Below are 16,750 nucleotides of genomic sequence, written 5' to 3' on the forward strand. Positions count from 1 at the left end.
AAGACTCCAATGGCTGGGAGAGTTCAAAACGGACGGTGTCGGCTGGCTGCTTACGATCTAAAAAGCTTCTGATCAAGTGACATTCTGGCAGAAAGCCATTCTGGTAAAGCTTCATGGTTTGCACCCGCGCAATGACCCGCCACCAAAGCAGATCGCCTGAGTGCTCTCCCGACGCGATCACTAAAACCAACCTTACCGTATCGCTCATCCACCTTTTGCCTGAAAGCCTGGATGCTCAACCTCACGACCGCCTCACACATGTGCAGAAAACTTGGCGTCAATTTGTAACCAAAGTGCTTTTTAAAATTGCGTGATTCATCAAATGCTCGCTGAAATTGTTCTCTCACGCCGTAGTCATGCGAATGATACACGACAGCATTTTCCGCGTAGCCCTTTCGGTATCCTGCCTCGATAATCGCGCGTGCCCAGAGTTGGTCTTCTGCGAACTCCACATCCGGGTAAGGTATTTTTTCCCAAACGGATTTCCTCAAAAGGGAATTATTGTCTGAATAAAAGTGCAAAAGCTGGCGCCAGCCTTGATCGGTCTCATAGCGATTTGGGTCGGTATTGCGTCCTAGAATTTTTGGATGGGCGCGAAAACCTTCAAAATGCTGATCCAGATCGCTCTTGATAAAGGGGGACGCATGTTCATGAGCGATATGTCGGCCAAAGACCCCCGCTATAGAGGCATCCTCGGTCGCAATCGCCACCAGATTAGCAAGCCAGTATTCGTCAAGAGGGACAGCATCATGCGTCAGAAACGCAACAAACTCGGCGTCTGCTGCCTGAACTCCGAGGTTCCTTGTTTTGCCGTGACCAAACTCTCCGGATGGAATTTCAATAAGCCGTATCGTGTCAAGCTTGCGTAGATACTCGACCGTTCCGTCTGTTGATCCAGAGTCGATCACAATGACCTCATAAGGCCATTCGGTCTTCTGAGATACCACTTGAGACAGAACACGTGGCAATATGCTGATTGCGTTTTTTGCGGGTATGACCACAGCGCATCTGTATGTGTGCATCATGCCACCGCCCCGCTGGCGGCATAAGCAACCCTCTCTTGGATGGCCGCTTCAACCAGTCTCGCAGATTTCTCCCAGGACAAATCCCTCACATGCTCGTGGCCGCGCGAGCGAAGAAGAGCTCCCTCTTCCTCGTTACAAAGCAATCGCTCCATCACATCTGCAATACCTTCAGGCGTCGGGTCCGCCAGCGCTATCGTTCCGGCAGGGAAAATAGATCTCACCGTATCGAGATTCAGATCTATTACCGGCAATCCACATGCCATCATTTCCCTGTTAACCAATGAGTGATTGGTAGCGGAGAAGACAACACCGATAGTGCTCTCCCGGTATAGCTTCGCAAGTTCCGCGCTTTCCAATATTCCGAGATCTCTGTATGGGAAATCAACATCAAGTTTACCGAGTTTCCAGCCAAAAAAATCGACCTCAAAGTCGACGTCACGGCTTTTCAAAATCTCAAGGGCCATGAATGCCAGTTCGACCGCTCGTCGAGGCGTGACGTAACGAGCGTATAGTGCAATTCTATTCTTGCGACGAATGCCCTCGCCTTGCCCGAGGTTGTATACGGCACCATCGAAGGCCAAAGGCCAGGACATTGACCAGCGCCCGAATTGATCAGACATTTTTCTGTGCAGCCACTCACCCGCGCAAAGGCAGTCAAAATCATAATGATAGGTCGCTTCACTCAGAAGTGCTTCGGTACCGGCGGGATAGAAAGAGGGCTCAAAGTCCTGGACGAAATAGAATTTTCTTGTAAATCGGTTCATGGCGTTCACCGGGTAACAGGTAAACCGGTCCGTTGCGATCAAAGCATCACCTTCGGCTTCTGGCGTCCTTTCCTGAAACAATTCGACCGGCCCTGAGAAGGGCTGGAAGTGCTTATTTATCGTTTCGAGGGCGGCAGCACCGGACTTATGCACGCTCGGATTTTGTACGAGTAACCGAACATTGTGCCCGAATTTTTCGAGGTGACTGGCAATACGGAAGATCGTCATATGTCCGCCAGCGCCGGGCATAAAGTCAGGTATGACCCAGGTAATATCAAGCCGGTTCATATCCGCGGGGCGGACGGGCGGCATTCCGCCAGATGGCTGGTAGCTCACGAACTTCTTGAGGTGCGCGACCTGTCGCTCAATCTGAGATTTTCTTTTTTTGCGAATCCGAAAAACATCGCTTAAACGCCGTATTGCGGCCGAAAGAAACAAGTCTGCCCACTCCCATTGTTCGGCACCGACGCCAGGGTCTACACATCGAACTGCTCACCAATCAAAGCTGATTGGTATCCCTTAAGCGCACTTTTGCGCCCTCACAATGTTTGCTATGTCCACGCTAAAGCTTGTCACCAGCTAACTTAATTGGCCGCGACCGAGGAACGCACTCTGCATCGCCGCCGGGTCGATTGACCGTATTGCTCAGTAGCCTCCTCGAAATACCAAGCGCCGCAGCAGCAGAGCCGTCCTGGGAGTAGAAATTCCCTCGCTCCTGGATCGAGGCAGCCACGAGGCGGAAGAAAGCAGTTCTCAATTCTGCGTCAGGAACTGTTGGCGAACGCCAAAAATCATCGAGCGGCGCCTGCTCCGTCAGTCCTTCGATATCAAAAAGAGCCGTCCCCAGCGTTTTTGTCGGAATGGCCTGGCTGACCGCAGAAAGTGCGGCTGTGGAGTTCACGGTCACAACGCCGCGACAGCCTGTGATGAGGGCGTTGAAATCACCGCCATCGAAATAGAGAACTCGTTCAGTAACGCCGAGACTCTGAGCCATGGACTGGATAACCCGCCTCCACGCTATCAATCCGTTGTCCAAAGGGTGAACCTTGATTGCCAATCTTGCCAACCCATCCGCAGACTTTGCGAAAGATGAGATAACATGGGCAATCGCGTCACGCTGGCTGTTGTATGGGGAATGGGCACGTAGCTGATAGTCTGTGTCAAGCTGCAAAGGGTACACAAACCATGGGCAGCCACTGTTCAGCAATTGATCTGTTAACAAGCGAGCTGTTTTCTGGCGACGCCGCTCGGTCGCGAGCCGTCCTATCCAACCCGTATATTCCGCCAGCGGATGGAATATACCGTGGAACCGATATCGCGGATAAAGAAAACCAAAAAATACTGACGGCAGGTAATAGGCAAGATCACACAGCGCCTCTGCCAGAAATGTCTGCGAGTAGCTCCGTGTCCAGTCCGGCTCGGGTAAATTCTCTGCGGCTTCCATGATGACATCAGGATCATTCGGAAACCGTGAGTTGGATGACATGCCATCCAGTTCCACGGTCACCCAGTCAGGCCGGAGATAGCCCATCTCGATAACGACGACTTCGACACCACGTTCCTTGGCTGCGCGTACCGCCTCCTTATGGTAGGGGCGCTCTTCGCCCAGAAGGATAATGGTGCCGATGTTACGATCGTCCATGAACGACCGGATATAGCCGCCCCACTTCTCGATGCTGCCGCGGTAATTGAACGCCCCGCCGCGCCTCCAGAAAATCTGGTCTCCAACGTTGAGATTGATGCGATAGCACGCCCGTCCAGCGCGGGTGAGATGCTCGGCGAGCTTGGCAAAGAGAGGCGAGGAAGGGCCTTGTAAAAATAAGAACGCCTTTTCGCCACTCACTTGAACCGCTCCTTGTAAAGATGAGCGTGCCATAGGAGCGTTTCGAACAAGGTCCAAGGGGCTTCGATGCGGGACGGTGTGGACTTGTGTTTGTCTTGCCGTGCCTTTGCGAGTGGCACGATGAAATAATCGGTCCTGGGATCGGGAAACGGATCGGCGTAGCGTTTCAAAAGCGGGGCATGATCCCCGTAAAAAGCAAGCCAGACGGGCCTGTCGTATTTGTCCAGTTCATCAATGAGATAAGCCAAAGCCTCGTCTGCCTTGCGCAAAAGTTCTTTGTAGATGTCGACGGGGTCGGTCATACCTTCGCAGCGGCCGGGCTCCCAAGGGCCGTGATTGGCCATGGATGCCACGAAAAGCAGTGCAGACTGCTGTCTGTCGACTTTGTCTGCGATGTGCAGAACTTTTTGGGTCAGACGCATGTCGGAAACATAGGCCCCGTCCCTCTCCGGCACATGATCGAAATCGTCCAGCATCGTCATTTCGCTGAAGCCGAGGATCGGCATAGCCTTGTGCCGAAGAAAAAATGTCCTGTCATAGGGGTGAATGAAATGGGTGAGCCAACCGGACTTTCGCAGTTTGTTGGGCCAAACAACGTCGGCATAGTGCGATGCCCTGAGATAGGGGTAACTTGCATCGGCGTGAACATCATTGGGCTGGAGGCCACTGAGCACGGCAAATTCCGTGCGAAGCGTGTAGCCGCCCTCAAACACTGTCGTCATGCGCCCCCACTGCGCCGCACGTTCCTTCAAAATGTCGATTGTTGGCAATGCGAGATCCTGATCGCCGCAATTTCTGAGGTCCATGAAGGATTCGGATTGCCAGACGATCAGCAACGGCGCGTCGTGGTTCGGCTCGCCAAGCATGTCATGGATGACACTTTGCAGCCGTTGCGCGATTTCCTCGATAATAGTGTCACGCTTCATGCCGAGCCACATCATGAAGTGATAGCTGACCGAGGTGAACGTCCCGAAGCGGGTCGTGTTGGATTTGACATCCAGCGTTGTTAAGAGCCGCTGGGAGATCGTGGCCGCCAGTTGGCCGATCGGCTTTACAAACAACAACAGCACAGACAGCGTTGGCACGAGAATACCAACGAGTATCCAGACTGGCGTCAAAGTCTGTGGAATTATGGCCGGTTCAAAGACCATGAAAAGTGCCGTCACGCCAAAGACATAGCCGAGCGCGATGATCCAGAAGACGATGTTGAGATTTGTGGCATAAAAAATAGACTTGTATTTGAAGACGTCGACCACCAGCGCGATATCTGAAAAGACGAGTGGTTCGCGAATGAAAATGTATTTTGCGCGCGAGATGCCCGTAAAGATCACGAAGAAGCTGATCGTTCCCAAGCAGCAATAAAGTGGCCGCCAGGAGATTGCGAAAAATATAGAGAACACGAAGAGAATGATCGGCAGCCGCATGACATGCTCGACAAGAATGCGTCCCCAGCCATGCGGCAGTCGGCTCTTCCTTCTAGCAGATTGCGGCATGGCAAATGGATCTGTCAAATAGACGACGACCGCAGCGACCACAAATGAAGCGGCTGTCAGCGCGATCGGATGATCCTCATGTATCAACATATCCATGAAGCCCTGTTAACCTATGCTGGCACGCGTGCAAGTCGCCAGAACATGACTGGCTTTATGAAGGCCGAAAACCACGAAAAAAGTTTCAGGGTGAGGCCAAAATGGACCTGCCGCTTTCCTCTTTCCGTTCCATCTACTAGCAACTGCGCCACGGTTTGGGGCCTCCAGGGTCGCACAGCCCCCATCAACACTTGAGCGGCTTTTGGGCGAAGACCGATTTCGCGCTCATATTGTGGCGTCAACGTATCAGGCGGATAGCAGATCGAAACGGAGACGCCATAAGCTTGCGCTTCCGACCTCAATGCCTCCGCAAAACCCGTGAGAGCTGACTTCGAGGCGCAGTAAGCGGCATAGGCCGGAATTCCAATAAGTGCTGCGCCAGACGAGATCAACATAATGCGGCCGCTTCGCCTTTGTTTCATTCCGGCAAGGACTGCGCGAACGGCATAGACCGTACCGAAGAAGTTGACGGCCAGTTGCGCGTCAAAAATGTCAGAAGGCTGCTCGTCAAAAAACTGCGGATCGACCCGACCTGCTGAGGTAACCAGCACATCGCAGAGACCATGTTTGGCTTCCGCAGCTATAATGGCTGCGCGCATTTCAGTCTCGTTGCAGACGTCGACGGTGACAAGGAAGATGGCATCTGGCGCGACCGGATTGGCTTTGAGCAGTTCGTCCCGCGCGGCGGCCAGAATATCGGCTCTGCGTGCCATCAAGGAAACGCGGTACCCTTTGGCAAGATAGATGCGAGCAACTTCAAGCCCGATCCCGCTCGATCCGCCTGTTATGATAATGTGAGCCATACGTCGTTTCCAAAGCAGTCGCGCACTTACGTGAACAGTTTCGCGACCTGCTGCATATCGAGAGAACCAAGGCCGACATTTCGTTGCGTCAGATCCTGCAATATTTCGTCCGTCAGTTTGACAGCCTGCGCAATTTGCTCGGGCGTGTGGTCGCTGGTCAAGAAAAACCGCAAGCGTGCCATGCCTTCCTGCACAGCAGGATAAATGATGGGCAGCGCGTTGATCCCTGCTTTCAGCAGGTCGTTCGACAGTTGAACGGCGCGAAGTGAGTCACCAACGATAACAGGAACGACGGAATAGCCTTCGCTCGGCCCAGTATCGAGGCCGGCCTGTTGCGCAAGCTGGAGAAACAGTTGTCCGTTTCGACGCAGTAATGATACGCGCTCCGGTTCATTTTCCAGAACAAGGAGGCTTGCATGAGCAGCACTTGCCAAAGCCGGGGCAAGCCCAACGCTGTAGACGAAGCCGCCAGCCTGCGCCTTCAATATCTCGATGAGCGGCTGACTTCCCGCGACATAGCCGCCACAACTGGACGCCGTTTTGGACAATGTACCCATCCAGATATCGACACTGGCTGAGTCGATGCCGAAATGCTCGAACGTGCCTCGACCTGTTTTCCCAAGTACGCCCAGCGCGTGGGCTTCATCAACCATGAGCCAGAAACCGTACTTCGAACGTAAGCGGACGAGCTCTGGAAGATCAGCGACATCGCCGTCCATCGAATAGACGCCCTCGACGATGACGAGAATGCGGTCAAAATCACCTTCGATGCTCGATAGGATTTTTTCGAGATCAGCGGGGTCGTTATGCCGGAAGAAACGACGCGAAGCACCCGACAGTTTGACGCCTGACAGAACGCTGTTGTGTATCAGCTCATCGTGGATAACAAGGTCCTTGGGACCGACGACACAGCTGATGATTGTCGCATTTGTTAGGTAGCCACTCACGAAACAGACAGCCGCCTCAGTGCCATAAACGGATGCAAGCTTCTGCTCTAAAATGGCATGCATAGGCCGCTCGCCGGCCACAAGGCGACTGGCCGACGCGGAAACTCCATAAACCCCGATCGCGTCCGTGGCTGCCTTAAGGACTTCCGGGTGCGTATTTGCACTAATATAGTCGTAGGACGCGAAATTGATAAGTTCGCGACCATCGATACACGTCGTCGCTCCCGCGGCGCCTTCATGCGAGCGGTAAAAGGGATTATCGACCCCTGCCAGACCGCTGATCGCCTTTTGAGCAACAATTTTCTTATATTCTGGCAACTCGTCAAAGCGTTTAGGCAGTTTTACACGCTCGGGTGCACGCCTGTTAATGCGTGTCACACGGTTCTGGCCCGCCTCTCCCTGACGCTGCCGAAGCACGCTTATGAGCGAGGATTCGGACGATGCCTCTCGCAGGTCTTCCTGTTTTGCTTCATCAACCATTGTTACCGAGTTTTTTATCTGTGACTGTCGCCGTGTGTTTGTCGGTCAGTTGCTCTACTAGCGATGCGCTATTCGCATCGTCGCCTGTGTCGTCAGCGTTAACATCGGCGGTGACTTTTTCATACAGCTTTTGTACAATGTCACCTACGGTCGCGCCATCCCCCATTCCGGATAGCGGAATATCGATGCCCGTCTTCTGCTGGAAGCCAACACCCAACTCCATCGCCATGAGACTATCCAGTCCTATGTCTTTGAGCACCTTGTCGGCTTTGACGCTGTCTTCCGCAACCTTTAGAATTGCAGCAATTTCACCGGCGAGGAAACCATGCAAAATAGCGTGCGCCTCTTCATGGGACTTGCCGGCCACCAAAGCGGCCAAGTCAATTTGATCGCCGTCGCCACCGGAAGCCCCGCCTGCGGCATTGCGTGGAATTGCAGAAAAGAGTGGCTGCGCTGTGATCGGCAGAGCCGACGCACTTGCCCAGTCCAGTTCCGCTATCATAATGGCAGCCTGATCGACCGTGCCCGCATCGTTCACGATCACACGCTCGACGAAGCTGAGGGCAGCGCGCGCTTTCAGGACTGCTTTTCCAAGGCGGCGAGACAAAATATCGCTGACATTGGTGTTGCGCGCTAAAAAGCCGACATCTCCAATCGCACCAAAACCGATAGCCAGCGCAGGCAGCCCCGCACGCCGACGTGCGCGCGCCAGACCTTCGAGATAACCGTTTGCGGCAACATAGTTGGCCTGACCGGGATTGCCAATCATTGTTGTTGCCGACGAGAACAGAAGGAAAAGTTCAAGATCATCAGCCCGCGTCAGACGGTCGAGATTGCTGGCACCGACGGCCTTTACGTCGATGACAGCGCGATTTTTCTCACGGTCGAGGTTGGAAATCAGGCCGTCATTCAGCACCATAGCCGCGTGTACGACGCCCTTGATGGGCCCGTATGAGCGAAGTTCTACCAACAAGGCCTCGAGCGAGGCTTCAATGGTCACGTCGCAGGCATGAAGGGTGACCTCGACGCCAGATGCTTTCCAGGCGGCAATAGCGTCCAACGTCTCATGATCGGCAACGCCCCCACGTGTGGAAAGCGCGATGTGGGTGGCACCACGGCTAACGAGCCACTTTGCCGTTTCAAGACCAAATCCGCCAATGCCGCCGATAACGAGATATACGCCAGGCTGAAGTGTCAACAGCGCGTCTGAGAACACCTGTACGTGGTCCTGACCCTGTACAGGAGGACGCACGACGATCTTGCCGATATGCCCCGCATTCTGCATCAGGCGGAACGCGGCACCCGTCTCATCGTAATTGAAGGCGCGGTACGGCAAAGGAGTGAGTTTGCCGTCCGAAAACAATGTGCCGATGTCGGCAAAAATACGCCGTGTCAGATCAGGAGCCCTCACGAGCAACTGATCCGCATCTATACCGAAATACGAGATGTTACGGCGGAACGGACGCAGCGCAAGCTTGCGATCCGAGTAATAATCGCGTTTGCCAAGTTCCAGGAAACGACCGAACGGCTTTACGAGTTCGAAACTGCGCTCCATCGCTTCAGCAAAGAGAGAATTTAGCACAAGATCCACACCCTCCCCGTCTGTCACACGCAAAACATCGCCGACGAATGCGAGCGAACGTGAATCGAAGACGTGATCCGCACCAAGTAATGTGAGGAACCGGCGCTTCTCAACAGTACCCGCCGTTGCGATGACTTTTGCGCCTTTGAGCTTGGCAATCTGCAAAGCTGCAAGGCCGACGCCGCCTGCTGCTCCGTGAATGAGGATCGTTTCTCCTTCACGGATACGGCCAAGCTCCACCATCGCATAATAAGCCGTAAGAAACGCGACAGGCACAGTCGCGGCTGCGGCAAGATCGATTCCCTGCGGCAACTTGGTGACACCATCGCGAGCAACGACCATATGCGTCGAGAAGGCCTTTGGCCCGATACCCATCACGGCATCGCCAACGGAGAGATCCGTGACGGAAGAACCAGTGGCAACCACCGTTCCGGCCATCTCCATGCCTATGGTCGCGCCAGCGAAACCATCCTCCAGCGCTTCCTCAGGGAGCAACCCCATCGACCACATGACGTCACGGAAATTTAGACCTGTTGCAGCGACCTTGACAACGACTTCGCCATCATTTGGAACGGGGACCTTATCCTGCGTCCAGACAATGCTGTCGACGCGCCCACTGGTGTGCTGATGGATCGTTGCCGCTTCGAACGTCGTCACTTTGCGGCCAGCTTCGGAAGCATGACCTGGAACGGCACGGACGACGGACAGGACACCCGTCCTGGAACTCGAAACCCATTCGCGCTCCAGACCATCATACGCCAGCAAAGAAAGAACGGCACTCGAGGTCGTTGGACCCTGCGGATCAGCATCCAGCAGGAAAACATCGAACTCATCATATTCGTTTTGCAGCACTCTGGCGAATGTCCACAAACCGCTTGCTGCAGGATGGGCCTGATCAGAAGCGGCAGGAGAGCCCCCAGCGGCCACGATCAACAGTCGGATACGTGCAACGTTTTGTGCACGCGCTTGCGCACGTGCAGTCTCTGCAAAGGCGCTTAGAGTCGCAATTATATCCTGCAGACCAGCCGAGTCCGATGGTTCTTTCGGCAGAGCGCAGATGAAGGCGAGCGGATAAGCCAGGCTTTCTGCGAACAGATTTTCAAATGCGCCGCGCGGCTGCTCTGGCGGGCAAGTCAGCGTTTTTGAGAATCCGGGAGGCAGAAGTGGATTGTCTCCCTCATTCTGCAAAAGTTCAAAGATCGACGCAAAAGCCGGCGCAATTACCTTGTCTGAGCGATTATACGCGGTTGACTGTGCCTGAACCAAAAGCAATCCACCTTCGGCAAGCTCGGGCTGATCGACGTTTGGAGCGTCAAAACCACACGCTTTCAGAAGGTCTTCCCACTGTATTGCAGATGCAAACTGCCCGGTGGGAAACTCGGGGGTCGCGCTGTCAGCAAACCAGTTTTCAGTAAGACCGAAAACGAAATCAGAAAGAGCTGAAGACGGCGCTTCCGCAATAGCGACCCGACCACCGCTAGATGCGGCAATCCGCAAAACATCTTTCAAACCGCTATGTTGGCGGAATTGACCGTAAAGGGAGCCGCTGGCGCTGACAACAAGATCTACGCTGTCGAGAGTACCCGCCGCGTCCGGAGCAAGGGTGTCAACCGAGGGATTTCGCTCAAACCCGATTTCCAGGGTGCGACGAAGATGGTCCGAGGGTTCAATGACGACAAGCCGCGCCCCTTTGATGGCGGCCATATCTGCAAGCCGGCTGCTGAAAGCCGTTGATACTGCGCCCAGCTCGACAATCGTGACACCGTCACCAGGCACAATATCCGCCAGAGCGCTCTTCACCGCGCTTATGACGAGCTCTTCGCGGCGTCGGCCACTTGCGGTGTGATGGCGCACATGATCAAGCGTCGCATCGCTGAGGAACGACGATGGCTGCAGGGCAGCCACAGAGTTGGCAGCAACGCGTTTCAGCGTTTCGCGATATGCGTTGTTGATCAAGACCGTTTCAGCAACGCGCTCTGGGAACCGACGGTAGATCTCGTTCAGGAGTTCCTCAAGCGGCGGCAGATCGCTATCCGGCGGGACGATCCATCCAGCATCGGCAAATTGCGCAATACCCGCATCCTCCAAAGTGTACAAACAGCTTGAGAGGAAGCACTGAAATGCAGGGTCGCCGGGCAGCGACAATACGGAGACCGCGCCGTTTGGACCTGCCAGAACAAGTGCTATATCGTGGCAGGCGCGCTGAACGGCAGCATCCAGCAGCAAGGTCGCATCGTCTGCCTGTGCTTGCGGAATACTTGGGAAAAGGCTGGGAGCCGCCACAGCCGTAGGTAGATTTTGGGCAATGTGCGTTCGAGCGACAGCCTCGTAATGAAAAGCAACCGTATCAAGGGTGCTGTGCTGACGCAGCCATGTGCGACGGAACCGGCAATCATCCAGTGCCGCAACAAGTGAGCCATCTTCAGCCAACAGTTCTATACGAGCCTTCAGGCTGTTTGCGCTGAACCGCTCAATCTGGATGACTGCGCTGGCGATTGGCTGACCTGAAGACGCCGTTCGGACAGCGCCGAACCGAACTGGAATATAGGGCGCTCCATCGATTTCACCCGTCAATGAGCCGAATAGCGCGACCAATCCGTGGAAAGCAGCGTCGGTCGATACCGGGTCCATTCCATAGCTAAGATACGGGTGTGCCGGGGAGGCAGCAGGCAGCAGGCTGACGACAATGTGCCGATCACCAAAAACTTCCGCGCGCTCAAGAAGCTGAAAACATGGCGCATAGTCCAGCCCAAAGCGTCGCGCGGTCTCATAAGCTTCCGCGGCAGAGATAGCATACGCCTTGCCAAAGTCCCCAATATTGAGCTCCGCCTTGCGGGAAAGACCGACAGAAATGCGACTGCGCGCTGTCGCATGGATCGTCCAGCCGTCTTCGCTCATATATTCACGAGACGCGATCTCGATTACTCCCGTTTCCGGGGATATACGTGTCAAAAGCTCTGACATCCGGCTGTCACGCAGCTCAAGTGGCCGGAAAATCTCCAAATTGGTGATTTCCACTTCCTCGGTGCCGTAATAGCCACGCGCTGCCTGCACAGCAATTTCGATGAACGCGCTTCCCGGAATGATGGATTTTCCATCCACGACATGTCCCGCAAGATCCGGAAAAAGTAGCGCATCAATATGGTTTTTCCAGACAGACGCGTTTGGATCAGTGCGCCATCCAAGCAGGGTGTATGGACCATCCGCTCCATCACGACCGAAAACATTGATCCCATCGGAGGTGGGATGTGGTCGATAGGTCGCATTCTCAAAAGGCAATGGTGGCAGGTCAATGCCGGTGATGCCACGCGCCCTGCCCTCAACATCCTCAATCTTTGCCCCATGCGAAATGGCGCGAAGCGCGGAACGTTTTACCGGATCAACGCCTTCACCTACGCCCGGGCGGGTCAGCGTCGGAAGAACGACGGCCGAAGCGGAAAGCTGCTTGGCGGTTTCGGTGACATAGCTCGACAAGATCGACCGCGGAGAAATCTCCATGAAGAGATTGCAACCGAATTCCAACGCGACATTGACCGCTGACTCGAATGCGATGGGTTCACGAACATTACGCCACCAATATTCCGCATCCAACCGCTCACCGTGGATCTCGGCGCCGGTGACCGTGGAAATAAATGTCGTGTGTCCGCGCTTTGGCGTTACTGACGGAATTTCAGCAAGGAACGCATCTCTTTCCCCATCGATCAAGGGATGGTGGAAAGGGTAGTTTATATCGAGAATGTGCACGGCATTGCGCGTTGCCTGCGCTGCCTCCTTAAAGGCTTTGATCTCATCGACCGGCCCGGAAATCGTCACGGAGTTGTGACTATTCGTGCCAGCAACCTTGATGTTGTCAAGGCCATAACGCTGCGCAAAGGCGACAGATGCCGTTTCCGACATCGCCACCGCCGCCATCGTGCCCATGCCAGCCAAAGCGTGCTGATGCTTGGACCGAATAGACACAATAGTCGTCGCATCTTCCGCACTGAGGATTCCCGCCGCATAGGCTGCAGCGACTTCGCCAACGGAATGACCGAACACGAGATCGGGTTTCACGCCATAGCTGATCAGACAATCGGTTAGTGCTGCCTGAACTGCAAACAGCAACGGTTGAGCTATACGCGTATCGCGCAATTGCTGATCAAGGTCATCTGCAAACAGAAGCTCCGTGATTTCGATGCCAGCGCGCGAAGAGAAAAGCTGGCTGAAATGATCGAAGCGGGTTTTGAATTCGCTGTTCTCACGATAGGCATCAATGCCCATTCCGGCCCATTGCGATCCATTGCCAGCATAGAAAAATGCCGTTTGGATTGTCCTGCCTGGAACTTCGCCAATCTGAGAATCGGCGTTATGACCATCGTTGAGATATGACGACACAGCATTGGCGATGTCCAAAGCGCTCTTACCGGCGGCCACGAAGCGATGTTTCAGCATAGAGCGATTGCGCGTTGCGGAAATTAGAGCTGCTTTCTGCGTGTCAGAAGACGCCGCAAACCGTGCATCATATTCCTCAAGCAATGCGTGAAGTGCAGACTGCGTATGTGCAGTCAGGGTGAATACCCCGCCTTTGTCTTCAACACCATCTTTCGCAGCGGACGCCGGGTCTGAGATAACCACATGTACGTTTGTGCCACCGAACCCGAATGAATTGACGCCAGCGAGACGTCGCTCGGAGCCTTGAGCCAGCACTCTTCCAGCTCGATTGACCTCGACGTTTAACCCGGCGAAATCAACATTATCATTGAGCGTTTCTGCATGAAGAGATGCGGGTAGATAATTGTTTTCGAAAGACAAGATCGCTTTGATCAGTCCGAGAACACCTGACGCGGGTTCTGCATGTCCGATATTCGACTTGATCGAACCAATGGGCAGCGGCTGCGAACGAGCCCTACCCAGGACCGAACCGATGGCCCAAAGCTCGGCTGGATCGCCAACCTTTGTACCTGTTCCATGACCTTCAATAAAAGCAAGAGATTCCGGATCAATACCGTTGTCGTTATATATGGAACGCAAGAGCTGTGCCTGCGCCTCACGCGATGGCAATGAGATACCATTCGTGCGACCCGCAGAATTCATTCCAGACGCCACCAGTGTGGCACGGCTTCGGCTTCCCTCGCTCAGTGCGCGATCGGTACGGCGCAACACAACAGCGCCGGCGGCTTCCGCGCGCACGTACCCTTCGCCATCATTGCTATACGCCCGGCAAAGTCCTTCCGGAGAAAGCATGCGGGCCTGCGAAAATCCGATAAAGGAAAAGGGGTGCAGCAAGAGATTGACGCCACCCACAATCGCAGTATCGATCTCACCATCCCGCAAGGCCCGTTCAGCCTGATGTAACGCAACCAGCGAGGATGAACAGGCAGTATCAATCGTCATGCTCGGTCCGTTGAGGCCAAGGATATGCGAGATTCGGTTAGAAACAATCGACAGCGTGTTGCCCGTCATAAAATGCGGGCCGCCGGAGGCTGGATCTTCTATCTGTAAATTGCCGTTATCCAGGGATGACGCGCCGATATAGACGCCGACGCGCTCCCTTTGCAATTCGGCCAAAGACACAGACGCGTCCTCAAGTGCGCGCCACACGGTTTGAAGCAGGATACGTTGCTGCGGATCCATGTAGGAAGCTTCACGAGCCGAAATCCCGAACATGGTCGGATCGAAATCATACACATCTGCCAAAACGCCCGCAGAGAACGTATAGGCCTTGCCCGGCATGCCGCGCATGGGATGCCAGAACCGCGCCTTTGCCCAACGCTCATCTGGAATGATACTGACTGCACAGATTTCCTGCCGCAAAAGCTCGAAAAGCTGCTCCACATTCTGTGCCGATGGAGCGACACAAGCACGCCCCAAGATCTCAACCGTCATACGTTTCCACTACCGATTCATTCGAAGCGTGACCGATTCCACTCGAGCACATCTTCCACACCTGTATCTCAATCGCCACCATTAGCTCTCGTCAAGCGAGCACGCACAGGTGAAGAGGAGAAAAAGGTTAGCCAATCTCCGCAACATCTAATACTCCTGCGACTAAGACGGTCTCATGTCAAATTTTCTGGTTGCAGAAAAGGTTTTTATGGACAATCGATAAGCGTGCTAGCCATCTTTAACACTTTATTGCTATGGGATGGCTGCCTGCGAATTTTGCGTGACGGAGTGACTGTGAAGAAGGCTGGTTTTTTACTGATTGGGCTGAGCCTTACCTCGTGCAACAATTTGCCTGGTGACGGCCCCCTCGCGTCAGACGTTCTAGAGCAGTCTAGACAATCGATCAATCAGACCGGCTCAGGGCAGAACGTTGTCTTTGACGTCATCGATATCGACGTCAGTTCCGCTACGCTGATTTCTGCATTTGATGGAAAGCTGCTGCAAAGCCGGTTCGGGATAGGCGGCTCCGTTAAGAGACCAGTTATCGGCATCGGCGACCAGTTGAAAGTCACGATCTTTGAGGCGGGCTCAGACGGCCTGTTTTCAACCGGTGACTCCAAGCAGACAACGCTAGACATAGTGGTCCAGCCGGACGGAAAAGCCGCAATACCCTATGTTGGGCTTGTTGCGTTCGCTGGCAAGACGCTTGAGCAGGCTCGCCAAACAATTCTTTCAGCCTTGAAAAGCAAGGCCGTTGAACCGGACGTCATCATTAACAGCGCGTCAACTGCATCCCGAAACGTCACAGTATCAGGCGCGGTCAACAGCCCAGCCGTCGTTCCTTTGAACTTGGTTGCAGAGACGATCATGGAAGTGATTGCTAAGGCAGGCGGCCCAAGCGCTCAACCATATGAAAGCTACGTTACACTAACGCGGCAAGGCAAAACCGGCACAGTTTTGCTCAAAACTCTTCTTCAGAATCCGCGGGAGAACGTTTACCTCCAGCCAGGCGACCAGATTTTTGTCACGCGTGAACCGCGGACATTCACTGTACTCGGCTCTGTCAAAAGCAACAGTCGGATCGAGTTCGGTGCGAATGACCTCAATTTGCTGGAAGCCGTGGCTCTAGCGGGCGGCGGATCGGCTGACACCAGCGATATGAAGGGTTACTTTGTATTCCGCTATGAAGAACCAGACATTGTCATGGACCTCCTTGGCCAACAACGTTTCAACCAGCTGGTCAGTAAAGGTATGCGCACAGACAAGCTGGGGCGCTACCCAATCGTCTACCGTTTTGACATGACCAAAGCGGGCAGCATGCTGACGGGGCAGAATTTTGATATCAAGGCGCGAGACGTCATATATGCATCCCGACATCCTTCTGTCGACTTCACCCGTTTTGTAACGATTATAGGCCAGCCTATTGGCATCGTGTCCGGCGGCGCTGGGGTGTATAACAACTTCAACAACTGATAGCGACATATGCCGGTGGCCAAATGACTTTAGGCGATCAGAGTCCGGAGTTGATACCGAGAAGCTTGCGTATCGTCTGAAGAAAGTATCGTGTCGCTGAAAAAGGCGGAATCCCGATTTTGCTGTACCCGGCAGATGTTAGGTAAAAATGCCTTATGCCTCTCCGCTCGCGGTAGCGCATATATCCCATGTTGAGCGCAACCATGATGGCCGGAGCCATATCAGCGTCCCATGAGATGTCGTCGCCGGGCACGTCTTCCGCTCCGGCCTCGTAAAGTCGCATCAAAACGTCGTAAAGATCTTCACCCACACTGGGAGGGTAACAGAGACCGTAGGCCGAGCGAAACCCGAAAGTGAGTAATTTTCATTTCTCACCAAT

The 16,750-nt window shown here is 54.2% G+C and carries 8 protein-coding genes; 1 reads left to right on the forward strand and 7 read right to left on the reverse strand.

Annotated features, from left to right (window positions below; translation table 11 throughout):
* Positions 1-50: 50 nt before the first annotated feature.
* The 7 genes from RQI55_RS22920 to RQI55_RS22950 all read right to left on the reverse strand — a co-directional run bounded on the left by RQI55_RS22920 (position 51) and on the right by RQI55_RS22950 (position 14,898).
* Positions 51-1,025 carry a glycosyltransferase family 2 protein gene (locus RQI55_RS22920; RefSeq protein WP_042618689.1) on the reverse strand — a complete coding sequence of 325 codons (975 nt, stop codon included), beginning with the start codon at positions 1,023-1,025 and terminating at the stop codon, positions 51-53.
* On the reverse strand, positions 1,022-2,227 hold the full coding sequence (locus RQI55_RS22925) for a glycosyltransferase family 4 protein (protein ID WP_155398903.1): 1,206 nt from the start codon (positions 2,225-2,227) through the stop codon (positions 1,022-1,024). Before RQI55_RS22925 ends, RQI55_RS22920 begins: the two co-directional genes overlap by 4 nt.
* A gap of 124 nt (positions 2,228-2,351) precedes the next feature.
* A complete protein-coding gene (locus RQI55_RS22930) occupies positions 2,352-3,665 on the reverse strand; it encodes a capsular biosynthesis protein (protein WP_311273593.1) in 1,314 nt (437 codons plus the stop codon).
* On the reverse strand, positions 3,629-5,221 hold the full coding sequence (locus RQI55_RS22935) for a sulfatase-like hydrolase/transferase (protein WP_311273594.1): 1,593 nt from the start codon (positions 5,219-5,221) through the stop codon (positions 3,629-3,631). Before RQI55_RS22935 ends, RQI55_RS22930 begins: the two co-directional genes overlap by 37 nt.
* A 14-nt stretch (positions 5,222-5,235) precedes the next feature.
* Positions 5,236-6,024 carry an SDR family NAD(P)-dependent oxidoreductase gene (locus RQI55_RS22940; RefSeq protein ID WP_243258659.1) on the reverse strand — a complete coding sequence of 263 codons (789 nt, stop codon included), beginning with the start codon at positions 6,022-6,024 and terminating at the stop codon, positions 5,236-5,238.
* A 26-nt stretch (positions 6,025-6,050) separates the two neighbouring features.
* The gene (locus RQI55_RS22945; RefSeq protein ID WP_243258658.1) at positions 6,051-7,451 is read right to left on the reverse strand and encodes an aminotransferase class I/II-fold pyridoxal phosphate-dependent enzyme; all 1,401 of its coding nucleotides are present in this window, start codon (positions 7,449-7,451) and stop codon (positions 6,051-6,053) included.
* Positions 7,444-14,898: an SDR family NAD(P)-dependent oxidoreductase gene (locus RQI55_RS22950; RefSeq protein ID WP_311273595.1), complete on the reverse strand. Its 7,455-nt coding sequence runs from the start codon at positions 14,896-14,898 to the stop codon at positions 7,444-7,446. The genes RQI55_RS22945 and RQI55_RS22950 overlap by 8 nt, the downstream gene beginning before the upstream one ends.
* Positions 14,899-15,192: 294 nt before the next feature.
* Between RQI55_RS22950 and RQI55_RS22955 the strand changes: the two genes are divergently transcribed.
* Positions 15,193-16,371 carry a polysaccharide biosynthesis/export family protein gene (locus RQI55_RS22955; RefSeq protein ID WP_042620135.1) on the forward strand — a complete coding sequence of 393 codons (1,179 nt, stop codon included), beginning with the start codon at positions 15,193-15,195 and terminating at the stop codon, positions 16,369-16,371.
* Positions 16,372-16,750: the final 379 nt, after the last annotated feature.

Origin of the sequence: Rhizobium sp. WCS2018Hpa-16, from assembly GCF_031843705.1 — a bacterium.
GTDB classification, from domain to species: domain Bacteria; phylum Pseudomonadota; class Alphaproteobacteria; order Rhizobiales; family Rhizobiaceae; genus Agrobacterium; species Agrobacterium tumefaciens_C.